Source organism: Bacteroidota bacterium (assembly GCA_016714535.1).
GTDB lineage: Bacteria > Bacteroidota > Bacteroidia > AKYH767-A > OLB10 > JADKFV01.
Window position 1 is genome coordinate 159,436 of sequence record JADKDR010000004.1, and the last position, 24,220, is coordinate 183,655.

General features: G+C 38.9%; 23 protein-coding genes and 1 tRNA gene. 13 read left to right on the top strand and 11 right to left on the bottom strand.

What is annotated here, in order from left to right:
* Positions 1–19 precede the first annotated feature (19 nt).
* Positions 20–973, top strand: coding sequence for a hydroxyacid dehydrogenase (locus IPO27_06555; GenBank protein MBK8846235.1), 954 nt, complete (start codon positions 20–22; stop codon positions 971–973).
* A gap of 143 nt (positions 974–1,116) precedes the next feature.
* On the opposite strand, the gene IPO27_06560 is transcribed toward IPO27_06555, so the two are convergent.
* Positions 1,117–1,500: a hypothetical protein gene (locus IPO27_06560; GenBank protein MBK8846236.1), complete on the bottom strand. Its 384-nt coding sequence runs from the start codon at positions 1,498–1,500 to the stop codon at positions 1,117–1,119.
* Between the two features lie 393 nt (positions 1,501–1,893).
* Positions 1,894–2,220: a hypothetical protein gene (locus tag IPO27_06565; GenBank protein MBK8846237.1), complete on the bottom strand. Its 327-nt coding sequence runs from the start codon at positions 2,218–2,220 to the stop codon at positions 1,894–1,896.
* Positions 2,221–2,359: 139 nt separating this feature from the next.
* Here IPO27_06565 and IPO27_06570 point away from each other — a divergent pair, with 139 nt between their 5' ends.
* The gene (locus IPO27_06570) at positions 2,360–2,851 is read left to right on the top strand and encodes a transposase family protein (protein ID MBK8846238.1); all 492 of its coding nucleotides are present in this window, start codon (positions 2,360–2,362) and stop codon (positions 2,849–2,851) included.
* Between the two features lie 125 nt (positions 2,852–2,976).
* Positions 2,977–3,252: a hypothetical protein gene (locus IPO27_06575; GenBank protein MBK8846239.1), complete on the top strand. Its 276-nt coding sequence runs from the start codon at positions 2,977–2,979 to the stop codon at positions 3,250–3,252.
* Positions 3,253–3,342: 90 nt separating this feature from the next.
* Here IPO27_06575 and IPO27_06580 read toward each other — a convergent pair whose 3' ends face one another.
* The 3 genes from IPO27_06580 to IPO27_06590 all read right to left on the bottom strand — a co-directional run bounded on the left by IPO27_06580 (position 3,343) and on the right by IPO27_06590 (position 5,675).
* Positions 3,343–3,489, bottom strand: a complete 147-nt coding sequence (locus IPO27_06580; protein ID MBK8846240.1) for a hypothetical protein — start codon at positions 3,487–3,489, stop codon at positions 3,343–3,345.
* A 6-nt stretch (positions 3,490–3,495) separates the two neighbouring features.
* Complete coding sequence (locus IPO27_06585; GenBank protein MBK8846241.1) at positions 3,496–5,040, bottom strand: sodium-dependent transporter; 1,545 nt, start codon at positions 5,038–5,040, stop codon at positions 3,496–3,498.
* A gap of 101 nt (positions 5,041–5,141) precedes the next feature.
* Positions 5,142–5,675 carry an SRPBCC domain-containing protein gene (locus IPO27_06590; GenBank protein ID MBK8846242.1) on the bottom strand — a complete coding sequence of 178 codons (534 nt, stop codon included), beginning with the start codon at positions 5,673–5,675 and terminating at the stop codon, positions 5,142–5,144.
* A 515-nt stretch (positions 5,676–6,190) separates the two neighbouring features.
* Here IPO27_06590 and IPO27_06595 point away from each other — a divergent pair.
* A complete protein-coding gene (locus tag IPO27_06595; GenBank protein MBK8846243.1) occupies positions 6,191–7,180 on the top strand; it encodes a cation transporter in 990 nt (329 codons plus the stop codon).
* Positions 7,181–7,282: 102 nt separating this feature from the next.
* Here IPO27_06595 and IPO27_06600 read toward each other — a convergent pair whose 3' ends face one another.
* Complete coding sequence (locus IPO27_06600; protein MBK8846244.1) at positions 7,283–9,262, bottom strand: PD40 domain-containing protein; 1,980 nt, start codon at positions 9,260–9,262, stop codon at positions 7,283–7,285.
* A gap of 233 nt (positions 9,263–9,495) precedes the next feature.
* On the opposite strand from IPO27_06600, the gene IPO27_06605 reads away from it, so the two are divergent.
* From IPO27_06605 to IPO27_06620, 4 genes are all read left to right on the top strand, one after another.
* Positions 9,496–9,569: transfer RNA gene (locus IPO27_06605), tRNA-Ile, on the top strand.
* Positions 9,570–9,639: 70 nt separating this feature from the next.
* Complete coding sequence (locus IPO27_06610) at positions 9,640–10,521, top strand: hypothetical protein (protein MBK8846245.1); 882 nt, start codon at positions 9,640–9,642, stop codon at positions 10,519–10,521.
* On the top strand, positions 10,509–11,540 hold the full coding sequence (locus IPO27_06615; protein MBK8846246.1) for a phosphotransferase: 1,032 nt from the start codon (positions 10,509–10,511) through the stop codon (positions 11,538–11,540). The genes IPO27_06610 and IPO27_06615 overlap by 13 nt, the downstream gene beginning before the upstream one ends.
* A 51-nt stretch (positions 11,541–11,591) precedes the next feature.
* Positions 11,592–12,932 (top strand): Gfo/Idh/MocA family oxidoreductase, encoded by a 1,341-nt coding sequence (locus IPO27_06620; protein ID MBK8846247.1) that lies wholly within the window; start codon positions 11,592–11,594, stop codon positions 12,930–12,932.
* An 11-nt stretch (positions 12,933–12,943) separates the two neighbouring features.
* Here IPO27_06620 and IPO27_06625 read toward each other — a convergent pair whose 3' ends face one another.
* Genes IPO27_06625 through IPO27_06640 form a run of 4 tightly spaced genes read right to left on the bottom strand, consistent with a single transcriptional unit; the run spans position 12,944 to position 17,437 of the window.
* Positions 12,944–14,425: an MBOAT family protein gene (locus tag IPO27_06625; GenBank protein ID MBK8846248.1), complete on the bottom strand. Its 1,482-nt coding sequence runs from the start codon at positions 14,423–14,425 to the stop codon at positions 12,944–12,946.
* Entirely contained in the window at positions 14,422–15,660 is a 1,239-nt protein-coding gene (locus tag IPO27_06630) for a hypothetical protein (GenBank protein ID MBK8846249.1), read from the bottom strand. Before IPO27_06630 ends, IPO27_06625 begins: the two co-directional genes overlap by 4 nt.
* A 27-nt stretch (positions 15,661–15,687) precedes the next feature.
* Positions 15,688–17,022 (bottom strand): hypothetical protein, encoded by a 1,335-nt coding sequence (locus IPO27_06635; GenBank protein ID MBK8846250.1) that lies wholly within the window; start codon positions 17,020–17,022, stop codon positions 15,688–15,690.
* 1 nt (position 17,023) lies between these two features.
* On the bottom strand, positions 17,024–17,437 hold the full coding sequence (locus IPO27_06640; protein ID MBK8846251.1) for a glucosaminidase domain-containing protein: 414 nt from the start codon (positions 17,435–17,437) through the stop codon (positions 17,024–17,026).
* Between the two features lie 336 nt (positions 17,438–17,773).
* On the opposite strand from IPO27_06640, the gene IPO27_06645 reads away from it, so the two are divergent.
* The 3 genes from IPO27_06645 to IPO27_06655 all read left to right on the top strand — a co-directional run bounded on the left by IPO27_06645 (position 17,774) and on the right by IPO27_06655 (position 19,787).
* The gene (locus IPO27_06645; GenBank protein ID MBK8846252.1) at positions 17,774–18,370 is read left to right on the top strand and encodes a ribonuclease III; all 597 of its coding nucleotides are present in this window, start codon (positions 17,774–17,776) and stop codon (positions 18,368–18,370) included.
* Between the two features lie 67 nt (positions 18,371–18,437).
* Complete coding sequence (locus IPO27_06650; GenBank protein MBK8846253.1) at positions 18,438–19,181, top strand: GIY-YIG nuclease family protein; 744 nt, start codon at positions 18,438–18,440, stop codon at positions 19,179–19,181.
* Between the two features lie 24 nt (positions 19,182–19,205).
* Positions 19,206–19,787 carry a hypothetical protein gene (locus tag IPO27_06655; protein ID MBK8846254.1) on the top strand — a complete coding sequence of 194 codons (582 nt, stop codon included), beginning with the start codon at positions 19,206–19,208 and terminating at the stop codon, positions 19,785–19,787.
* Positions 19,788–19,839: 52 nt separating this feature from the next.
* On the opposite strand, the gene IPO27_06660 is transcribed toward IPO27_06655, so the two are convergent.
* Positions 19,840–21,177 (bottom strand): T9SS type A sorting domain-containing protein, encoded by a 1,338-nt coding sequence (locus IPO27_06660; protein ID MBK8846255.1) that lies wholly within the window; start codon positions 21,175–21,177, stop codon positions 19,840–19,842.
* A gap of 332 nt (positions 21,178–21,509) precedes the next feature.
* Between IPO27_06660 and lepA the strand changes: the two genes are divergently transcribed.
* Together lepA and IPO27_06670 are read left to right on the top strand one after the other, a co-directional pair.
* Complete coding sequence (gene lepA, locus IPO27_06665) at positions 21,510–23,297, top strand: elongation factor 4 (GenBank protein MBK8846256.1); 1,788 nt, start codon at positions 21,510–21,512, stop codon at positions 23,295–23,297.
* A 108-nt stretch (positions 23,298–23,405) separates the two neighbouring features.
* Positions 23,406–24,017, top strand: a complete 612-nt coding sequence (locus IPO27_06670; protein ID MBK8846257.1) for a DUF1684 domain-containing protein — start codon at positions 23,406–23,408, stop codon at positions 24,015–24,017.
* The last annotated feature ends 203 nt before the right edge of the window (positions 24,018–24,220 follow it).

Genomic DNA, 24,220 nt, shown 5'->3' on the forward strand with positions numbered 1-24,220 from the left:
TCCCTTTTATCAAAAAATCGTGTACCACATACTCTTATTAGACAGTTTGCACCCATCGTTTGCTGAGCAGTTGCCCGCTGATTCTTTTCAGATTACCGATGCCAGCCAATGGGACAGCGAAAAAATTTTACAGGAAATAAACCGCTTTGATATTCTTGCATTGCGGAGCCGCATGATTATTGACAAGAAATTAATAGAGCATGCTACTAACCTAAAGTGCATAGCACGTGCCGGTGCCGGCATGGAAAATATTGATACTGCCTATGCCAAATCAAAAAACATAGTTTGCCTAAACTCGCCCGAGGGCAACCGCACTGCGGTTGCTGAACATGCAATAGCTATGCTGTTATGCTTATTGAATAATATTATCAAAGCGAATACAGAAGTTAAGCAAGGCATCTGGCAACGCAAACCCAACTGGGGAATTGAATTAAATTCGCTAACCGTTGCTTTAATTGGATTTGGCAATACCGGTAGTGCAATGGCCAAAACGCTAAGCGGCTTCGGGTGCTGCATTCTTGCCTACGATCCATATATAACAATCGACCAATCACTTTTCCCTTATGTACAACAAACGGATATGCAGACTATTTACCACGAAGCTGATGTGGTTAGCTTACATATTCCGCTTAATGCCGACACGCACTACCTTGTTAACCATGACTATATACGTAGTTTTCGTAATAAATTATTTTTGATAAATACTTCGCGAGGAAAAAATGTGAACACACAACACCTGGCCCAGGCCATAATTGCAAATGAATTGGCAGGTGCCTGTCTTGATGTGCTTGAGTATGAACCCGCCACTTTTGAGCAATTGGATGCAGATTTACCTGCAGCTTTTAAAATTTTACAAGAAGCTGAAAATGTAATCTTATCGCCTCACATAGCAGGCTGGACACATCAATCAAATAAAAAAATTGCGTATTATCTGGGGAAGAAAATTTTTGATTTGTTCAAACTGAACCCATAGAACGAACAACCTATTGTCACAAAGCATGTAATGTTTTTATTTCTTTTCGATTATTGAAAATTTCACTTCACAACCAACATGAACTGCAACTTTCATATATGATCAATGATATTCAATATTGTTGAGAATCAAGAATACACAAATTACCTTTCGCTGCCCTTTTTCCTTTTAAAAAGCAAAAAACCTGCACCAATTTGAACTTTAAAATTGGTGCCATTTGAAACTGAATACTCTTCATAATTACGACTATATTCATCCAATTCATTCTTGAATTTATAAATTACTCTTTTTGTAGTAATGGTTGATATTCCAGGATTTGCAATAATGGCAGTATTTAAATAAAACTTTTCACTAAAATTATATTTCAATCTTAAACCCAAATGCAACATAGCCGAAGCATCTAGTACATCATAATTTAATACGTATAGTTCAATTTTGGGAAACTCAGCATCTGAAAAGAAATTATCATTTCTACTAAAAGAAAATGTGCCATTATTTTCACTATCAAAAATTAGGGTACTAAACACACCTCCTAATTGACAATACAACTCCCATTTACGTTTAGCGTTATCGGTTAACTTTCGTTCATAAAATATTGGAAAGTTTACAACCCTTGATTTTAAGTTAAGATTATAAAATTTAGTGCCATAAAATATAGAGTAAAATGGTAACTTGAATTTGTGATAATAGGTTTCGTAAGAACAACCCAAAACCACAGCATTTTGCTTGTGGTTTTGGATGCAAATTAGGCCATTAATACCACTACTTGTTTTACTATATAAATCTCGTGAATCAGGTTTAAAGTGGCTGATGTTTTTACAAACAGATTCAACTACCAAATAATTAAATTCAACAGTAATTTTTGTTTGAGCACAACTGCTCCTTAAATAAAGAAAAAGCAACAAGAAATAACAACCCTTTTAAGGATGAATTCTATATCTAATTTTTGCACTTGAACAATTATGAGCATTTTGAATTGGTAAATTTCCGCCAATTAGTTCATATTCTGTCCAAACGGCAGGTAGTTGACCAGACTGAAATGAGTTATATAAAACACCTTTAAAATATGCATCATCTTTCGAAGTGAATTCGATTTCATTAATGCTTGTACAAGACAAGCCGGTTGGTGCATCATACTTTTTATCAAACTTTTTTCTTTTATCGCGTTCATATAACACAATTCCTAAGCTTTCATTTAATGCAAGAACCGTAGGTAAGTCACCCACATTCGGTTTATATTCAGCCATTGAGATATTTGTTAATGAAATTGAATTTAATAAGTCATCTTTACTAGAGATTATATCGGATAAGATATTAAGAGGGCTAAGTTAGTAAAAAGGGAATAGGTTATTACCAGAGTGCCTTATGCATGCATAATCTTGGCAAATGAAAATAACCTATGCTGCTATTGCAAAGAAAAGGCAATTAAAGTCAGTGACAGGATTGCATGAGAATGAATTTGAAAAACTATTATCTTCCTTTAAAGACTGCTGGTACGATTACATATCGAAGCACACCTTTGAAGGCGCCAATAGGACTCGCGAACGAAGTAGGCGCAGCAACAGTACGTTTCAATGTGATGAAGATATGTTGGTATTTATATTATATCATTATCGCCATTACATCACGCAAGAGCTGATGAGCGTGCATTTTGAGATGACACAGCCCCAAGTGGCAAAATGGATAAAAGCATTGGAGCCTATATTAAAACGATGCTTAACGGAGTTAGGATTAATGCCTAAACGAGAAGCAAAGGAATTGAATGAACAATTAGACTATCGCATCACTATTGTTATGGATGGAAGCGAAAGGCCAATCAATAGGCCAATGGATGAACAGGAAGAATATTATAGTGGTAAAAAAAACGACACACAGTAAAGAATAACATAGTAGGCAATATGAAAAAAAAAGATACTCTACTTGAGCCCAACATACGGAGGTCGAATACACGATAAAGCCATGTGTGCAAACGATGAGCTAACAATCACTAAGGAGGTAAATCTATTTGTAGACTTAGGCTTTCAAGGCTACACAAGCAATACAGCAACAGTTATCATCCCACACAAACAAAAAACAGCGAGCTATCGCAAGAACAAAAACAAGAAAACAAAATAATTGGGAGAGCAAGAATTGCTATAGAGCATATGATTGGAGGAATAAAAATATCCAGAATTGTAAATGACAAATATCGAGGAAGAATGATGCACCGTGAAGATACCGTAATGTTAATCGCTTGCGGTTTGTATAACCTAAAAAATTCATTCAAAAATGCCGCTTAAATTTTTATCCGATATAAACACTATTTAACAGAAATAAATTATGTCCAAATTCAAACAAAAATTCTTTTAGACTAATGTAAGGGATTAAAATCACGTTACATCCGGCCTCATCACATCGCCATGCCCATCTTCAACAGGACGTGGTGGAGTTGTAAAAGCCTTGTAAAAATAAAATACGGTAACCATGGTTACTATGCCAATTGCGGCTATCATCATTATCAATGCAGAAGTATTCATTGCTTATTATTTTTTTGATTTATAATCATCCATATTTAAAAATCTTCCTTCGCGAATGCGCTTCTTATATGCATGGCGCACAAGCAAAGCAATAGCTACCCATAGTGCCAGCAGGAAAATGCGGGAAACCACAACAGGTATGTGCGAAAAGTCAGTTGCCTTGGTAACTATTTCTTTAAGGCTCATTACAAATACGAAACCCAACAACAAAGGCGTAACATATTTGATAATTGATTTCATCACAATTGGTACTTTAATATCCGCACCGGTTGTAATTTCTTTCCATCCCTTATCTATGCCAAACACCCAACCAAATAATATTACTTCAAACAGTGCAAAAATTACAAGCGATACGGTACCTGCCCAATAATCGTACTCATCAAAAACTCCAAGTCCAAAATACAATACTGTAGGCAACCCAAGCAAAAGCACTACAGCACCAAATGTCCAGGCAGATTTTTCGCGACTCCATCCATACTCATCTTGCATAAAACCCATGCACGGTGTGCCCATAGCAAGTGATGAAGTTATGCCAGCAAAAAACAAAAGGCCAAACCACATTACTCCTGCAACCATAGCCATAGTAGAACCCCATTGCTGGAATAGATAGGGCATTGTTTGAAAACCAAGTCCTAATCCACCCGACTTGGTCATTTCTATTATTTTATCTACGCCTAAATATCCAATTGAAATAGGGATTAAAATACATGAGCCTAACACAACTTCTACAAATTCATTCATCCATCCTGCACTCATAGCATTAAGTGCAATGTCATCCTTGCTGCGTACATACGAAGCGTAACATTGTATAGAACCCATCCCTACCGACAGTGTAAAAAATATTTGCCCTGCTGCGGCAAGCCACACCTTAGGACTCCAAATGGTTTCAAAGTTGGGAGTCCACAAAAAGTTTAAGCCTACTATTCCATCATTGATAGCGCCATTTTCACCTGCTGTTAGCGTAACTCCCTTAATTGCCAAAAAAATTCCAAATACAATAAGCAAAGGCATTCCAATTTTAGCAACCTTTTCTACACCTCCACTTAGTCCTCGGCTAAGTATGTACGTATTCAATAATAAACAAATAATCCAAAAAAGAATTGGCTCAAGAGGTGACTTAAGGGCAACGTAATCGCCAAATACTGCTGCTACTTCATCTTGTGTTTTTCCGGCAAAAGATCCGGTAAAGCTATGATATACCCATGAAAGTGTCCAACTCTCGAGATAACAATAATATGCGGCTACAGTGATGTTGGTAAAAATGCCGAATACACCAATGTATTTCCAAAAGCTTCTGCGATCCATAGCGCCCAAAATAAATGGGGTACTGTGATGCCCGTGCTTGCCGCCAAAACGACCCATGGCCCACTCTACAAATAACAAGGGAATACCCATTAACAAGAAACAAACCAGATAGGGTATGATAAAGGAGCCACCACCATTTTGAATTGCCTGCACCGGAAATCGTAAGAAGTTACCAAGGCCAACAGCATTTCCGGCCATTGCCAGGATGAGTCCTACTCGCGAGCCCCATGAATCTTTATTTGACATACGAAAAAATGTTTTGGGTTTATTTAATTGGGTGAATTAATAAAATAATTTTCAACTTTCAATGCAGCATTTAAATTATTACAGTGTAAAAGGGGAATCACTTATAATCCGGCCCTTATGCTTTCAGCGTGCTTGCGTTCAGTATATTTTTTAAAATTGTTCAATATTGCTTGCCAACCGGCCTTTTGCATGGCAATTGGATTTTCGTCTTCCGGGTTAAATGCTTCTGTTACGGTTACCGTATTACCTTCCTCGGCAAAAGAAATTTCTACCTTTCGGTTGTCGGCCATGGTGTAAGCTATACGCTGCTTGTCAATAACATCTGTATATATCCCTTCCCAATCAAATTTGAAGCTGCCATCGCGAGCTGCCATCACAGTACAAAATTTTCCATCGACACGTAAATCGTTTTGCGCTTGTGGGGCATGCCAATCGTCACTTGCATAACACCAGCCTGTAATATGTTCGGGGTTGTTAAACGTTTCCCAAACATAATTTATATCAGCATTTATAGTAACAGATACAACCGCCAATAAATTTTCTGCATTTTGCTTAAGCAATTGTAAGGCGCGCGGAAAAGCCTCGTTAAAATAATCTTTATATGCTGTTAATGTATCTACTTCTACCCTGAGCATAGTGCGCCCATCAGTTCCCGATAAAAAGTATTTTTCGTGTGCACCGGCCCAGGCCTTTGTTTCTTCTGTTTCGGGAATTTCTTTAAAATCAGACAGAACACCAAGGTGCTTAAATATCATCCGTTCGTCTTCTATCATCTCCTCAATGTCGGCATATATACCCTCGCCATTTGGTGCCAGAAAGTGTATTCTCCCTCCTTGTTGCCAAAGGCCCTTTGCATAGGATCCGGGTGTAAATGCTTGAGTCCATTGGCGATAAGCAACATCGTCAAATAAGGCAAACCATACATCTGTTGAATTTGCATTAACCTCAATTGTGAAAATTAATTTCTCCATTTGTTTTTCTATTAGCCAGCATTCTTGTCTGCTGCTGCTCTTTGTTGATGATGCTAATATAATTTTATTTTTGATGTAAATCTGTTTTTGCCCCAACGTTATCTTTTGCCATTTATCAATAAAATGATGCTTGCCTGGGTAAATAATAATATCCAACTTGCAGCAGCAGCAAATGCTATATGGAAAATAAGCTTTCTAATATTCGTACTCAAAAAATTCTTGTTACCATTACGGTATTACTTTTTGCAATCAAAATTACTGCCTGGTATGTAACAAAGTCAATTGCTATATTAACCGATGCCCTTGAAAGCACTGTAAATGTAATAGCCGGTCTTATTGGTTTGTATAGTTTGATTGTTTCTTCGCGACCTAAAGACAAAGACCATCCGTATGGTCATGGCAAAGTTGAATTTTTAAGTGCTGCCTTTGAAGGCTTATTAATTAGCATTGCAGGATTAGCCATAATATACGAAGCCGTTAATAACTTACAGCATCCGCATCTAATCAAGCAACTTGATGTAGGTTTGATATTAATAATTTTTACAGCAGTTATTAATTATGCGGTAGGAAAATGGTGCGTGATCAATGGGAAGAAAACCAACTCTCCGGCACTTCAAGCAAGCGGTAAACATCTTATTAGCGACACTTATTCTACACTTGGCCTGGTGGCAGGTATTGCATTGCTCATGATTACCAAATACCTATGGCTTGACAGTGTGGTTGCAATAATATTTGCGATGGTTATCATTTATACCGGTTACAAGATTATCAGACAAGCTATATCCGGTATAATGGACGAAGCTGATGAAACTATAATAGAAGAAATAAAAAATGTTTTGAGTGAACACCGTCAACCCGACTGGGTTGACGTACATAATATGCGTACCATTAACTACTCAGGCTTTTATCACATAGATTGTCATATTACTGTTCCTGCCAATTATAGCATTGTGCAGGCACATGTAGTACAGGAAAATCTTACAGCTGTTTTAACCGGACACTTCAAAAACAGGATTGAATTTTTTATTCATATCGATCCTTGCTTAACTTCACAATGTGCCTTATGCATAATGAAAGACTGCCCCATTCGACAACATTCTTTTGTAAAACAAATTGAATGGACTGCAGAAAACTTTATCACCGATCAAAAACATCAACCAATCCTTTAAGCTGCAATTTGAAACTTACAAGGAATAAAAAAAGGCTGCTCTTGTGGAACAGCCCTTTTTCTTTTTGCTTATTGCTAGTTGCAACTAAGTCAACTATCTCGTTTATTGAGGAACATAGTCTGTGCGCAACACTTTAAACTGTGTTCTACGATTGTACTGATGTGCCTTTTCTTTATCTTCTTCAGAAGCAAGATTGTTTATGTATGACTCAGTAAGTGTATCTCCCTGCTTCAGTACTCCATCCGTTTGTGTCATTACCCAAGGCTCGCTTTCTCCTTTACCTGCATAAGCTAGGCGTGCTTTTGGAATGCCCTTGCTTATTAAATAATCAACCACTGACTTAGCGCGTCTTTCTGAAAGCTTCTGGTTATAGGCATCTGTTGCACGGAAATCCGTGTGCGAGCTGAACTCAACAACAATGGTCGGGTTCTGATTCAAGGTAGTAACTATTGAGTTAATTGTATCTTTTGATTCAGGACGCAAGAACCATTTATCTAAATCGTAGTAGATATTATTAAGCACAATAGCCTTCGATGTAGACTTTAATGGGAAGTCGAAATCCTTATTAAACTCTTTATTCTCTTCTAATCCTTCGGTGCTCAACTCGTGGAATAATGTTAAGTATCCGGTATAGGAAGCTGAAAGCTTATATCTTACATTTTCTTTTAATGGATAGGTATACATGCCATCAGGTCCTGTTTTAATGCTAAGTGATGTACCATCGCTGCCAAATAATTCAACTGTTGCACCACCAATAGGCTCTTTGGTATCGGTATCATATACTCTTCCTGATACATTTAAAATTAGTGGTGGATATAAGAAGAAGTAAATATCTTCCTGACCTTGACCGCCCTCGCGACCAGAAGTTATATAGCCACTTGTATCGCTAATCCACACCATGCTATGATCATCTGCAGATGAGTTAATATTTGCTTTAAGGTTTTTCACATCTCCCCAAGACCCATTGCTGTTAGTTGCTACAAATAAATCCAATCCTCCCATTCCGGCCATTCCGTTTGATGAGAAATATAATTTACCATTATTATGTAGTACAGGGAACATTTCGTCACCGTTAGTGTTAATAGCTGAACCGGCATTAACAGGTTCACCCCAAACTCCACCATTATTCTTCGACATCCAAATATCGTGTCCACCATATCCACCCGGGCGAGTACTTACAAAGTACATCGTTTGTCCATCGGCAGAAAGGGTAGGTTGTCCATTTGTAATACTATCGTTGTTAAAAGGAAGGCCTTCTGGTGCTCCCCATTTTCCATTGCTAAATGTTGATTTGTAAATTTTACCAACTGTTTCAGTTCCTTTTACTTTCTCAGCACGAGTAAAATACATTACTAATCCGGTTGCATCCAGACAAATTGACCCATCAGAATGTTTCGAGTTTGGATCTCCTTCAATAGGTACAGGGGTACTCCATTTACCTAAGTTATCTTGTGTTGATTTAAATATGTCATAATATTTTTCTCCATACCACTCATCATTATCAGAACCGACAGCTTCAATGCGTGAAGAGGTGAAATAAACCGTGTTAGGCAATCCAGCAGAGATGGCAGTACCATAATCGTAGTATTTTGTGTTAAGAGCGCTAATATTTTCAATTTTATAGCGTAGCGGTTTGTCTTTCCATGCTTGTGAAGCCGTACTTGCCGCAATTCCGGCATCAGCATCGGTGTTATCTCCTGCTCCTAATGCTTTATATGCATTGTACTCGGCAACTGACTCATCATAGCGTCCGGCACCTTGAAGTGCTTTGGCATGCCATAATACAGCGCTTGCATCCTTTGGGTTTGCCTTTGCTGCCTTGCCGTACCACTCTTCTGCGCCTTTCCAATCTCCCATTTGACGGTAGCATTCGCCTGCCTTGTAAGCCGCCTGTGCTTTCATTTTTGCCTGACTCTTTTTGTCATATACTTTCTTAAAAAAGGGCAAGGCTTCATAGTAGTTTCCGCGGTCCATCATGCGGTCGGCTTTGGCACATACACTTTTTTCTTTCTTTTGAGCATAAGAAAATTGTGCAGTAGCCACCGCAAAAATTAATAATAATACGGTAAATAGATTTTTCATACTTTACGTTTGAGCTTTAAATTCCTGTGTGATTTAGGATGGATGGCAAAGGAAAAAATATTTTTTTACATAACAAATTATTAAATAAATAATTGGAGATGACTTTTACCATTACTAAAACCATTGATTGTAGATAATTTTAGCTGACTTTTTTATTTCACAAACTAATTTTTACTTTCGCAACCTCGAAAAAAACAGGTGCATAGCTGAAATACTGCGATGCTCTATTTTTGGGGCCCATAGCTCAGTTGGTTAGAGCACCTGACTCATAATCAGGTGGTCCTTGGTTCGAGCCCAAGTGGGCCCACTAGTTCAAAAATCCGGATTTACCTTACAATCCGGATTTTTTTATTCCTTCGAAACTTTCTTCCTTCTGTATGAATAATCCTTCTCTTGTAATACTGGCAGCAGGTATGGGTAGCCGCTACGGTGGCCTCAAACAGCTGGAACCCATTGGCCCTAACCAGGAGTGCCTGATGGACTATGCCATATATGATGCCTTTGCGAATGGTTGCCGGCATGTTGTAGTTATAATTCGTAAAATAACTTTAGACAGGTTCGATGTCTGGTTGCAAAAATGGGCTTTATCAGCTGTTCAAATAGATTTGGTTTTTCAACAAGGAACGTTAACTAACAGCCTGAGCCCGCTAGGCACCGCACACGCAGTTTGGTGTGCCCGGCCTCTTTTAAAATCGAAATTCGTTGTTGTTAATGCAGACGATTATTACGGACAGCTTAGTTTTCAGCTAGTTTTCAATTTTTTAAAAAATTCCTATACAGCTGCAGATTTCTGTATGCCGGGGTATACGTTGAGTACCACTTTAAGTGAGCATGGGAGTGTGTCACGAGGCATTTGCAACTTGGATGTTGCAGGAATCTTAATAAGCATTACCGAACGGAAAAACATCGTTCGAGAGGAAAATAAAATTGTGAGCCTCGATGGTCAATGGCCGGTTGGGCTACCTGATAATAGCATTGTGTCTATGAATATGTGGGGGTTTGATATCGGTTTATTTGAAACTCTGTGCTGTTACTTTGATGAGTCGAATTTACAAAATCGCACCGATGAGTTCTATCTTCCTCAATTAGTGCAACAATTAATAGATAAAAAAGCCTGCCGCGTTACCGTATTACCCGGAAACGATGATTGGCTTGGAATTACGTATGCACAAGATAAATTAAACGCTACTGTTAAACTAAGCCATTTGGCTGCGAGCGGATTTTATCCAACAAATTTATATGATTCATGCAAAACCTAAATACTATATTATTGCAGTTTGATATTCCCCCAGGTACATACGAATGGGATTTCATACAAGCAGGATTAATAAATAGCACCTATAAAATATATTCAATTGGTGGAGGCAATAGCTACCTATTGCAACAAATTAATACCAATATCTTTACTGAACCCGAGCGTATATCTCGCAACGTAGCCATCATCAGCAACTACCTTAAGCATCATTTTCCTGATTACTTATTTGGACATTTCATACCGAGCAAAACGGGCAATACGCTGGTAGTTGATAACGGCAATACATGGCGCATGCAACCATTTTTTGAAAACACCTACTCGATAAATACCATACAAACGGTTGAGCAAGCCGAATTGACCGCTTATGAATTCGCGCGATTTTCAGCCATGTTATCAAATCTTGATAGCTCCACTCTCACGCCTGCCATTCATGATTTCCATAACCTTGAACTACGCTGGAATCAATTTTTAGCTGCGCTAAAATCTGCAAGCGAGGAGCGCCTTGCCACAGCGCAAAATGAAATCGTGACCTTGCACAATTTTCAACATTTAGTTGGAATGTATACAGACATAGTTAGCAATAAGCTATTACCATTACGAATAATACATGCCGACACTAAAATCAACAACATCCTATTTGATGTTGCCACTCATCGCCCTTTATGTATCATAGATTACGATACCATTATGCCGGGGTACTTTATAAGCGACCTGGGCGATATGCTGCGCACCATGCTTTGCATTGGTGATGAAAACTGCAACGATAAAAAACAACTGCTAATCAGAAATGATTTTTATCATGCAATTATTAGGGGATATAAAAACGGAATGGATGGTATATGGTCATCGTTAGAAGATCGCTATGTTGATTATGCAGGCCAGTTTATGACTTATATGCAGGCCTTACGTTTTCTTACCGATTACCTTAACCAGGATATTTATTATAAAATAAACTATGAAACGCACAACTTAGACCGGGCAAAAAATCAGATATACTTTTTGAATCAGTTGAGCAGCCTTTAAGAAGTTTGGGTTAACTGAAAAAAATCTGTTCATTCGAAAAAAATAAATACCATGCTTACACGCAAACAATTCATTAAACAGGCAAGTCTGGCAACAGTCGGTGCTATGGCATTACCGCACCTTTCCAGATCATTTGCCCCTTCCGATAAATTGCGCATCGGGGTAATAGGCACCGGCTTGCGCGGACAAGATCACATTGAACTTTGCCTTCGTAGAAACGATGTTGACCTTGTTGCTATCTGCGATATACAGCAAGTGATGCTGGATGATACCATGAAAATTTTTGCCATAGCAAATAAAACAAAGCCTCGCATTTTTACAGGAGATAAATATGCGTATCGTAAAATGCTTGAAGCAAAAGATATCGATGCGGTAATAATAGCTACTCCATGGGAATGGCATTATGAAATGAGCATAGATGCCATGAATGCCGGCAAGCATGTAGGTTGTGAAGTAATAGCAGCAACCACATTGGAAGAAATCCGGAATCTGATTGAGATACAAGCACAAACAGGTATGCAATATAGTGTGCTCGAAAATGTGTGCTATCGCAGAGATGTAATGGCAATAATGAATATGCTACGCCAAGGCATGTTTGGCGAGCTCATACATTTGCAAGGTGGTTATCAACATGATTTGCGTGAGGTAAAATTTAATAACGGCACACAGCCTTATGGTGGTGGAGCAGAGTTTAACGAAAAAGGATTTAGCGAAGCACAATGGCGTACACAGCATAGCCTGAAGCGCAATGGCGATTTGTATCCCACACATGGCATAGGTCCCTTGGCTATGATGTGCGATATCAATCGAGGAAATCGCTTTACCAGCTTGGTAAGCTACGCAAGCAAAGCGCGTGGCCTGCATGAGCACATAGTAAATACCGGAGGAGAGTCGCATCCAAATGCCGGATTAAAATGGATGCTTGGTGATGTAGTTACCACCATGATAAAAACCGAACGCGAAGAGACGATATTACTGCAACACGACACTTCGCTGCCGCGACCTTATTCACTTGGTTTCAGAGTGCAGGGTACTAGAGGATTATGGATGGATGTAAATAAATCTATTTATCTTGAAGGTAAGACTAAAGAAAAACACCGCTGGGAAGATGCAAAGCCCTACTTAGATGAATACGACCATCCGCTTTGGAAAAAATTTGCTGCTGATGCCCAAGGAGCTGGGCATGGTGGTATGGACTTTTTTGTGTTACATGAATTTATTGAAGCGCTTCGAAACAAGACTGCTGTACCTATCGATATATATGATGCTGCAACATGGACAGCGATAACTCCACTGAGCGAAGAAAGTATTTCGAAAGGTGGCATTAGCGTGGCGTTTCCTGATTTTACTAAGGGCAAATACAAGGTAAGGCAAAATATTTTTGCTCGATAAGCAATGCTTTGTCAGAATTGCAGGTAAATTGGCAAAACAGTATCCGCTACACGAACCTGAACAATTATAAAAATAAGAATTACTGCTATGGCGGCCTTAACCAGCCAGTGTAAGGGGGCCAGTTTATCTATTAGCATATCGTTATATCGCAGTGGCAGCAAATGCAATGCAAACCCGAACGCCATAAGGGCAAGCACGGGCAAGTAATTGCCTGCAAAGGTGGCCCACCCTGACCAATAAAAATTAGTAGCTATTTGAAAGATCATATCCGTAGCTGCCGAAAAATTATCGGCATGAAAAAATATCCAGCAAAAACAAACAAAATGAAAGGTCAACAACATATACACTCCCCGTAACAACCCGGTTGGCTTTGAGAGTGCCGCTGCCGGATAGCGCTCCATCCATACCTTGTGAACACCGAGTGCCAGCCCATGCAATGCTCCCCAAATAATAAAATTAATACCGGCACCATGCCATACTCCACCAAGTAACATCGTAATAAACAGGTTGATGTAAGTTCGCACTTTGCCAAGCCGGTTGCCTCCCAATGGAATATATAAATAATCCTTTAGCCATGTGGAAAGTGAGATGTGCCAGCGCCTCCAGAATTCTGTAATGTTAGAAGATTGATAGGGTGCCAAAAAATTAATATTAATATCAAACCCCAGCCATTTGGCTATGCCAATGGCCATATCACTGTAGCCACTAAAGTCGCAATATATAATCAGAGCATAACCATAAACAGCAAACAAGCATTCCATTCCGGTATGCCGAAGTGGATCATCAAATACATAATTTACCAAATTGAGTAGGATGTAATCGCTGATTACAATTTTTTTAAATACACCTGTGCAAATCAAAAACAATCCTTTTGCTATATCATGTTGCGACAGGTTTATCTCTTTTCGCAATTGCGGTATAAAATCGCTTGCCCTTACAATGGGCCCCATCATCAGCTTAGGAAAATAACTGAGAAAAAAGAGGTAATCCATGAAGCGCTTAACAGGAGTAAATTTTTTGCGATAAACGTCAATGGTATAACTTAAGTTTTCGAATGTGTAAAACGATATTCCAACTGGGATACCTATATCGGGCACGGTGAGTGTGCCATTTAAAAAGTTATTATAAAAAGCAATAAAAGGTACGGTAAATTTAAACGCACACAACAAGCCAAGGTTAAGGATAATGCTTAATACTAACAGGAGTTTTCGCCTGGCATGATGCACACTTGCATGAATGGCATTACTCAGATAGAAATCAACAACGGCTGCTATGAGAATAAACACAACATAATGCCCGCATGCTTTATAAAAAAAATAAATCGAAAACAAGCATACAGTGATAATGCGAACTGTTCCAGTTTTAATTACCAACCTGTAGGCAACAAGAAATAAAAACAAAAAGCATAAAAAGAAAGTGCTGTTAAATAACAGGCGATCACTTTCATTGTAAACAAGTTGTTGTGCTATTTTATCCCAATCAAAAAAACTCACGGAGTATTTTCTATTAAATTTAAAATTTGATTGGCCAGCATAAATCCTTGAATTTCGTAGGCTTTTCGGGTGAAGTGTATACGCTTACTATCCATCATACCCACTAAGTACCAATTTGCATAACTACCGGCAGCAGTATACAAGTCGTAGCATGCAACATGTTTATCGCAAGCAGTATGTTTAATCACTTTAGCTACCTGTGCCACGTTGGTATGCGATTTATATTTCTTTCTGCGAACTTTTATCCCTGCATCGGGCGGAGTTGTAAGCAAGATAGCAGTATTTGGAAAAATGCTTCTGATTGAATCCACCATGCTGATTATTGCAGCCCGTAAAGCAGCGGTATCCAGTCGATATACATTGAATGCTTCGTTTGTGCCTAGAGAGATAATCACTAGTTGTGCATCGAGTTTACTCAGGTGATTAAAGAATAATGATTGCGAAGCAAAACTTTTGAAGGTAGCACCATTAACTCCCACACTGTGACAAAGCGACCCTCTGCTATCACTACAAACATTTACTCCTGAAATATTTATACGCTTTAGTGAATCCGCATCAATAATTATTTTAAAACTACTTACTTCGGTATCAAAATCAAACTGATGTATATATGGGCTTTGGTTGGTTCTCTTTGCAAGCATTAGTCCAGCACTATCTGTAACGGTCACCTTACACGAAGCGCAACTATCTGTAAACAATTGTAATCTTTTAAAAGCATATTGAAGGCCTTCGTTACTTCGCAATACAATACCAAACTGAACACTATCGCTAATAGAGCGCAGCGCAAAACCCATTATTCCGGTAGTGAAGGTGCTGTCGGCAAAAACATTTCTGCGATAATCCCACTCATCGGCACTAAACGAAACATAGTCATAAGGCCCGTTTGATTTAGCAAGTCGGTAAGGAAAAACGAGTCCCCTTCCGGCATTTCCAAACTTACGTTGCAGCTTTCTGCGCACCACACCAATGTTATATCCTGCCTGTAAATGCGAGTCGCCTATGTAAATAATGTTTAGTTGCTCATTGGTATCCTTACAACATTTTTTAGCCGCCATACAAAAAGAGTTCATTGCCTGTTTGTTAAGCATCAAGCTATCGTGCGTATTCAGAAAAGTATATTTCTTCATTTCGGCAACAAGAGCACTGTCTTCATTAGGCGCTATTGTCTGACCATAAGTTAATATACAACCATGTATCAGCAGAAAAAATATTGCAACTAATTTACTTCCCGGCATGTATCACACTATTTTTATTTGGCTCTATCAACTTATTATACTTGGCATATTCTGCTTCGAGGTAGGAATTAAATAATTCGGCAATTTTTTTGCACCATCAAAATTTGGGTGCGTATAATCATAATTGGCAAGTCGAGGCTTATCTTCTACCCAATGTTTCATGCTGTTGTAGCCGCCCATGGCTTCGTACAAATTCCAAAATCCAATACCCGCTTCTTTTGCCATCTTTTTTTGCAGTTCAACAAATATTGGGATGTCTGGCTCTGTTTCATACTCCCCTTGCTTGCGGTGGCTTTTATCACTTACGCTCATGAGCAAAATGGATGCTTCGGGAAATGCTTTTCGAATATGGGCAAGCGTTTTTATAAAACCACGTTCGTACCAATCATATTTTTTTATGTTATGCCCAACCACGTTCAAGCCATAGCTCATTATAATCAATTTGTAATTGAGTTGCTGCCCCGCTTGGTAAAGCAACGATTGGTCAATATCGCTTAAGGTGATTCCGCTATTGCCACGAAACGAGAAATTGTCAACATAAATGCCCGGGCCTCTATCTAACAATACCCCGTATAGAGGCACTTGTTTGTCTGCATCAAAAATAGAAATACTGCTGGCGTTACCTTGTCCAAAAGTAGTGGCGGTGCCAAACACATCGGTGCTATCTAAATATAGCGTTTGCTTATTGGTGTCGGCTTGTATGGTTATGGTTCCTCCATCTGTTTTTCCATATAGCAGGGTGGCATCGCCAAACAAATCATATTCTTTGCTGACTTTATACCGTGCAACTGCTGTTTTGTCGCCCAAAAAAGTATATCCTGCTATACCCAAGTGAACCGCTTTGGGTGGCTTGTCTCTAAAATGATACGTAGTCCATCCGCTATATGTATGATTAACTGACCCTCTGAATTTGGCAGTGGGCGAGGTTATACCAACAAAGCCTACGCCATTGCCGCCATATTTTTTTTGCAACAGTTTGCGAAAATCATTGGTAACCAAATCGCCTTCAATCATACTATCCCCCATCCAGGCAATACGAATTTTTCTTTTCTGTTTGGGTAGTTGATTCAATGCAGAAAAATAGTTGAACAAAGAGGTGTCGACATCTGCAGCTAATACCTTATTCATTGAATCGCGTTGATGCTTTTTTATGCCTGCGTTTTTTTTAAAAAATGCAATGCTGTCTTCCAGGGAATGATCCTGATAGCGAATGTCGGCAAATAGGTCGATGGGTTTGCCTACCTGAAAGGTGAGTCCGGTAAATGACAAATAGCTAAGTGCCGCCAATGCTGCACCAATTATGAGCAGGGGTTCGTTTTCACGTTGTGTAATAATTCTTTTAACCGAATCAAGGAGTCGCACTCTAAACCTTCACTTTTTTGAGGTGCGCAATATACACAGGGGAGCGTGCATATTTTATTCTCTCTAAAAATTTATAATAATCTTCGGTCGAATCAAGATAGTTTTTGTCTTGCCACTTTTTGTAATAATCTACACAGGCACGCCAACTCTTAAAGCGCATGTAAGATTTCGAATGTCTGAATCCAAAAATATTATTCTTCTGCATGCCCGCCTTATGTTTAAAGTAGCCTGTTTCGTATAATGCTTGCCGCAAGACAATATCGCTGTTTCTTATCCCAATGCTATCCATATATTGCTTAACCAGTACTTTATCTAACTGCGAAGTTTTATAAAAGGCCGATTGCGCTTTTTTTGTGGTTGTTTTTTTCTTTGGTGGCTGAGCGTAAACACCGGTGCACAAAAGAAAGAAACTCAAAATGATTACGATTGCTTTCAACTTTGATAGTGTTAGTATTTGATTGGTAAAAATAGACATGTTGTATTTAATATTCTTGAACGAATAGTGAATATGACCTGCATATTATGCACATTAAATTGTTTTTAACAATTGTTTTGAATAGATGTTTAATTATTCATGGGTAAATAAATTTTACTCAATAAAAAATTATTTACAATTGCAGGTAAAATTTTTCATCGGTGAATTGGTTACGACTACTTGGATTACGCAGTACAATAGATAATGAGTTTGCTACACAACTTAGTAATATACTCGGCTTTACCCCGGAAATATTTCGGTATATAAGCTTGCTTTTTGCATCGCTCTGTTTCGATTGAAAATCAGCAGGGTTTTAGAATGAATAACGAACGGCTCGAGTTTCTTGGCGATGCCATACTTGGAGCAGTAATTGCCGAATTACTTTTCAAAAAATTTCCTTACCGCGAAGAAGGGTTCCTTACCGAAATGCGCTCACGCATTGTAAGCCGCGAAAGCCTTAAGAAACTTGCCATACGCATGGGCATTGACCAGTTTATGGAAGAAAACGAGGGCACCTCCAAATCCATGTATGGAGATGCATTGGAAGCAGTAATAGGAGCCATATATATAGATAAGGGCTATCCAAAGGCACGTACTTTTGTGCTTAACAAACTGGTTGGCGTTTATCTCGACCTTGAAAAAGTTGAGCAAACCGACAACAACTACAAGAGCCGCATTTTAAATTTCATTCAAAAAGAAAAACATCATCTGGAGTTTGAAACTGTGAAAGAAGATCCGGTGACCAAAAAATTTACCATTCGGCTTATGTTTAATCATAAGGAAATTGCAAGGGCCAGCGACTTCAGTAAGAAGCGAGCCGAACAAAGTGCTGCTGAAATTGCATGTAACAAGTTGGGGTTAATAGAATCCTGAAATATTCTCTTGCATTGCTTGCCTGCTATTCTTAAGACCTATATTTTCGTATCTATTTTGTAACTGAGTGTACGCTATTGTAGATATCGAAACCACAGGTGGTCATGCTGCCGCAAACAGCATAACCGAAATTGCCATACGCCTACACGATGGTATTCGCATCCTCTCATCATATCAAACGCTCATAAATCCGTTACAACCTATTCCGCCTTTTATTCAAAGTTATACCGGCATTACAGATGAGATGGTGCATAATGCACCAACCTTTGATGAAGTAGCCGATGAGATTTTTGAAATGCTTAGTGGAAATATTTTTGTAGCCCATAGCGTAAATTTTGATTACAGTTTTATTAAGCAGAGTTTACTGCAAAGTGGATACACGCTTAATTGCAAAAAACTTTGTACGGTTCGCTTAAGTCGTAAAATATTTCCGGGTTATCCAAGCTATAGCTTGGGTAATTTATGTCAGCAATTAAATATTCCTATAGAAAACCGGCACCGTGCCGGTGGCGATGCTGATGCTACGTGCACGCTGTTCAGCATGCTCCATGCACATGATGCCAACAACGAAATAAGCAAGACTATAAAAAGCGTGGCCGAATTATACCTGCCTCCCAATATAGATAAGAAGGACTTTGAAGCGTTGCCACTATGCCCTGGAGTATATTATTTTCACAATCAGGCAGGGAAAATAATTTATGTAGGCAAAGCCAAAAATTTACGAAAACGGGTTGCCAGTCATTTTAGTAATAACTCTCCGGGCCTGCGAAAACAAGAATACATTAAAAAAATATTCCATATAAGTTTCTAAGCATTGCCTGACGAGATAACGGCCATGCTATTGGAAAGTGTTGAAATAAAAAAGTGGTGGCCGGAGTTAAACCGATCGCAAAAAAATCTGCAACGCATTTATGGTGCCTATGATTACACCGATCATAAGGGACGCTTACGAATTGGCATTGATATCGAGAAAAAAAATATTAAACCTATTTTAAAGGGATATAGTGTAAATGGGCTGCTGCAACAGCTAAACGACTGGCAACGAAAATATGAATTGTGTCCAAAGCTTGCCGGAATACTTGAAGGAGAAAGTTTGCAAACTCATACATGCGTTTATTGCACTGACGATATTGAGTTTCATAACCAAAAAATAAATGAGGCCATGGAGGCCATGATGAAAAAATGCGATTCGTTTGTTTTAGTTCGCAAGCATTATGATAAAGATGTACATAGCTGCATTATGGTTGATAACAATGTGTTCTATGGCATGGCTGTAGTTGACGAGTTGCCGACTTTCAACTCCAAAGAAGAAATAAAAAGCCTGCTAACGCATTATAAGAACAACTCCTTTGCCGATAGCCTGGTTTACCGGCTGCGCGATTCGGGCCACTACCAATGCATTGACTTGTCGACATAAAAAGAGCCGCATTAACTAATGCGGCTCTTTATTAACTGATAACTCGGGTGAATTATAACTTTACAATTCGGTGCGAAGTTTCAGCATTATTAGTTTTAACCTTTACCATATACGTTCCTTGTGCTAGTGTCGAAGCATTTATTTGGTAAGCAAAGTTATTCGTAACCGGAGTATAACTGGTACTGTATACTAAGTTACCTAACATATCAACAATTTCAATAGCAACTTCTTCGTTTTCGCTCTTTTGGATCATTACATTAATAACATCTAAAGCCGGATTAGGGAAAACTGCAGCATTAGTTGCGTTATCAATTTCGTTAAACCCAATAAGACCTGCCCACGAAGCAGCACCATTAGATTGAATATTCTGATCGATAACTCCACTCCATCCATTATCTTTAGAAATAAAGTTAACGTAAGTGCGTGCCATCAAATCAATATTAGTCCAACTTACACCTTCATCATTGGTATAAGCACTACCCATATCGCCATTGGATGCGGCAGTAACTACGTAAGAACCCGTAGTGCCGGGAACATAAGAAATAGATAAAGGTTGGAAAATTCCACCAATATCCGTTTGGCCATCAGAAACCATAGTCCAGGTAGCTCCGCCATCATTGGTTTTGTAAATACCCAGATAATTTCCCTGTGCATCATTGGCTAGATACATTCCATTTAAAGAATCACGAAATGCCAAACGAGAAATATAATCGGTATTCCCTTGCATGGTAGTCATCACACCCCAATTTAATCCTTTATCGTGTGAGTATAAGATACGGCCACCAGTAGTACCTGCCCAAATGCTATTACCAGAGGCGCAATAAGAATCGGTAAGGCCATATTCTCCAGACAATGGATCGGCAATGTTAGCACCTGGCACTAAGGTCCAAGTGGTACCACCATCCATGGTTGAAAAAATTTCATATTCATTATTTTTAGGGTCGCCTGAAGTGATTCCCTCATTAGCATTCCAGAAATAAGAGAAGTTAGCGAAGCTAGTAGAGGTGTAACCAACAGTTTGCTGCGTCCAGGTAAGTCCACCATCGGAAGTCTTGTAAACACGGCCATTGCTGCCGCTGCCGCTGTTATAAAAGGTAGCCCATGCGGTTAGTTCATCTAAACCAACAAGCGAAGACCAACCCCAGCCAGCTCCGGTTGATACATTGGATACGGTCCAGGTAAGGCCCATATCCTGGGTGTGCATAAACTCATTGCCGCTATTTGCACAAATCCAAACTGAGCTAGCACTGGTAGCAGAACAATACCATGGAACCCCTTGTGCGGTTGTCATTGTAAACGGATAGGTGGCGCTCCACGTACCATTTAACTGAGCATGCGAAAACTTAACGATAGCAACTGCCATCAAACATAAGAGTAACTTTTTCATCATTGATTTATTTGTTTAAAATTTTTAGGAGCGCGAATGTAGCAGATAATATTTGGTTGAACAAGCTAAATAATGTTAATTCCTAGTTCATTGACAATGGAATTAGAAATATGACAAGTCAATAGACCCCGCCTCCAATTATTTGCATCTTTATCGTATAGCAATAGGTCAGTATTTCAGAGCAATCTGGCAACTTACCCTGCACTGTTTTTTAATAACTAGAGCGAACAACAAGAAATTCATGTTGCAGTTGAGTTTAAGCCCGGAGGGCAACTAAACTTATGTACTATAACATCGCCCATTCTTTGGCTTATAATATTATCTTCGCGCCCTCAATGGAACAAATTCGAAATTTTTGCATCATAGCGCATATTGATCATGGTAAGAGTACCCTTGCCGACCGTCTACTTGAATATACTAAAACGATTGACAAGCGACAGTTACAGGCTCAGGTATTAGACGATATGGACCTGGAACGAGAACGTGGCATTACCATTAAAAGTCACGCTATTCAAATGGACTATACCTTTGAAGGCACCAAATATGTTTTAAACCTGATAGACACGCCCGGTCACGTAGATTTTAGCTACGAAGTATCGCGAAGCATTGCTGCCTGCGAAGGCGCCTTGCTCATTGTAGATGCGGCTCAAGGAATTCAGGCTCAAACCATTTCTAATTTATACTTAGCACTGGAGCACGATTTGGAAATAATTCCCATTCTTAATAAAATCGACTTAGAGAGTGCCAACCCAGAAGAAGTTAAGGACCAAATAGTAGATTTATTAGGTTGCAAGCGCGAAGAAATTATTCCTGCCAGTGGAAAAACAGGACTTGGCGTATTCGAAATTCTGGAAGCAATCATTAAACGAATTTCAGCACCAAAAGGCAATCCCACAGCACCTTTAAAAGCCTTAATCTTCGATTCGGTATTTAACTCATTTCGAGGAATAATTGCCTATTACCGTGTGATGGATGGACAGATAAAAAAGGGTGACCGGGTAAAATTCTTTGCAACCCGCAAAGAGTATATTGCCGATGAAATAGGTATTTTACGTTTAGAAAAAGAACCCCGTGATGTTGTTAGGGCAGGTGATGTGGGGTATATAATCAGCGGAATTAAAGAAGCCAAAGAAGTAAAAGTGGGCGATACCCTGACAACGATAGAGAACCCGTGCAAGGAAGCAATCAGCGGATTTGAGGATGTTAAACCTATGGTATTTGCGGGTATATATCCGGTTGATACCGATGATTACGAAGAGTTGCGCAATTCGATGGAAAAACTCCAATTGAACGATGCATCGCTCGTATTTGAACCTGAGTCAAGTGCGGCCTTGGGATTTGGGTTTCGTTGCGGATTTTTGGGTATGTTGCACATGGAGATTATTCAGGAGCGACTCGAGCGCGAGTTTAATATGACTGTAATAACTACAGTGCCAAACGTGTCATACAATGCGTTTCTTACCAATGGCGAATCGTTTGTAGTAAATAATCCTTCGGATATGCCCGACCCAGCCAAACTTGATCACATTGAAGAACCGTTTATTAAGGCTACAATCATTACCAAATCAGAATTTACTGGTTCAATTATGAGCCTATGCATCAATAAGCGTGGTCAGATTATTAATCAAACCTACCTCACCACCGACCGTGTGGAGTTAATATTCAATATGCCATTAGCTGAAATTGTATTTGATTTTTATGATAAATTAAAAACCATTTCAAAAGGATATGCCTCTTTCGACTATCATCCTATTGGATATCAAACATCCGAATTAGTGCGATTAGACATACGCTTAAATGGCGAGCCGGTAGATGCCTTGTCAGCACTTATACATCGTGACAATGCTTTCAACTTTGGCAAAAAAATATGCGAAAAACTTAAAGAGTTAATCACACGCCAGCAATTTGAAATTGCCATACAAGCCTCTATTGGTGCCAAAATTATTGCTCGCGAAACCGTAAAAGCTTTGCGCAAGGATGTTACTGCAAAGTGTTATGGTGGAGATATTTCGCGTAAACGCAAGTTACTCGAAAAGCAAAAAGAGGGTAAGAAACGGATGCGTCAGGTAGGTAGTGTCGAAATTCCTCAGCAAGCATTTCTTGCGGTACTAAAACTTGACTAAACCACTGCAACGTTACTAGGTTCAATTATGCTTAACTAAAGTTACAACTATTTAATTATAGCAATCATATCCACATAATAATATTAACTTTGAATCTTCTTCTAACTTATGAATAAGTTAATTATATTATTTCTTGTTGGCACATTGATGAGTAAGGCAATGTGTGCTCAGTCGGCCTATGAAGAGGAAGTAGAATTGTTTCGCAAAAAATATCTGAACGACTTACTTACCGAACCTCGACAACCGATAAAACCTGAACAGGCCGCAGCTTTGCGATTTTTTCTTCCAGATGAAAATTTTAAGATTTATGCTGAGATTTTGCTACTTGACAATACAGATACCATCTACTTTACTACTGTTACGGGAGTTTTAAAAACGTATACCAAATATGCCCTTGCTGAATTTTTTATTGATACCATAGCCTGTCAGTTGACCATTTACCAAAGTCCGGCTCTTAAAATAAAACAGGGACTTGAGAATTATTTATTTCTACCATTTAATGATTTGACCAATGGAAATGAAACCTATGAAGTAGGTCGCTATATTGATTTTACTATTGAAGAGTTGGCCGAGGAAATGCTGATTATTGATTTTAATAAAGCTTACAATCCCTATTGTGCTTATAGCGATGGATTTGCATGTCCCATTCCTCCAAAAGAAAATATGTTGAATGCAAGTATTAATGCAGGAGAAAAAAAACCCAACCTGAAGCGGCACTAACAGTTTCTATTTCAGAAAAAATTTCTTTCTCAAATTTGGTGATTCAAAAATGATGAACGCTTAAACCGATAGTCATAAAGCAATAGAGCCACAGGTTGTCTGTAACCGCAACTTATCTCAAAAAGGCAAAAAAAAATTGGGCGCAAGAAGATCACAAATGGTAAATCGCTGAAGGAGCGTTACTGTTTTCATTGAAAATCTGC

What these genes read in the sequence shown, in the direction of transcription:
- IPO27_06565 (MBK8846237.1), bottom strand. Translation starts at nt 2,220, where the DNA reads ATGGCTGAATATAAACCGAATGTGGGTGACTTACCTACGGTTCTTGCA.
- IPO27_06570 (MBK8846238.1), top strand. Translation starts at nt 2,360, where the DNA reads ATGAAAATAACCTATGCTGCTATTGCAAAGAAAAGGCAATTAAAGTCA.
- IPO27_06580 (MBK8846240.1), bottom strand. Translation starts at nt 3,489, where the DNA reads ATGAATACTTCTGCATTGATAATGATGATAGCCGCAATTGGCATAGTA.
- IPO27_06585 (MBK8846241.1), bottom strand. Translation starts at nt 5,040, where the DNA reads ATGTCAAATAAAGATTCATGGGGCTCGCGAGTAGGACTCATCCTGGCA.
- IPO27_06590 (MBK8846242.1), bottom strand. Translation starts at nt 5,675, where the DNA reads ATGCTCAGGGTAGAAGTAGATACATTAACAGCATATAAAGATTATTTT.
- IPO27_06595 (MBK8846243.1), top strand. Translation starts at nt 6,191, where the DNA reads ATGGAAAATAAGCTTTCTAATATTCGTACTCAAAAAATTCTTGTTACC.
- IPO27_06600 (MBK8846244.1), bottom strand. Translation starts at nt 9,262, where the DNA reads ATGAAAAATCTATTTACCGTATTATTATTAATTTTTGCGGTGGCTACT.
- IPO27_06610 (MBK8846245.1), top strand. Translation starts at nt 9,640, where the DNA reads ATGAATAATCCTTCTCTTGTAATACTGGCAGCAGGTATGGGTAGCCGC.
- IPO27_06615 (MBK8846246.1), top strand. Translation starts at nt 10,509, where the DNA reads ATGCAAAACCTAAATACTATATTATTGCAGTTTGATATTCCCCCAGGT.
- IPO27_06620 (MBK8846247.1), top strand. Translation starts at nt 11,592, where the DNA reads ATGCTTACACGCAAACAATTCATTAAACAGGCAAGTCTGGCAACAGTC.
- IPO27_06630 (MBK8846249.1), bottom strand. Translation starts at nt 15,660, where the DNA reads ATGCCGGGAAGTAAATTAGTTGCAATATTTTTTCTGCTGATACATGGT.
- IPO27_06655 (MBK8846254.1), top strand. Translation starts at nt 19,206, where the DNA reads ATGCTATTGGAAAGTGTTGAAATAAAAAAGTGGTGGCCGGAGTTAAAC.
- IPO27_06660 (MBK8846255.1), bottom strand. Translation starts at nt 21,177, where the DNA reads ATGATGAAAAAGTTACTCTTATGTTTGATGGCAGTTGCTATCGTTAAG.
- lepA (MBK8846256.1), top strand. Translation starts at nt 21,510, where the DNA reads ATGGAACAAATTCGAAATTTTTGCATCATAGCGCATATTGATCATGGT.
- IPO27_06670 (MBK8846257.1), top strand. Translation starts at nt 23,406, where the DNA reads ATGAATAAGTTAATTATATTATTTCTTGTTGGCACATTGATGAGTAAG.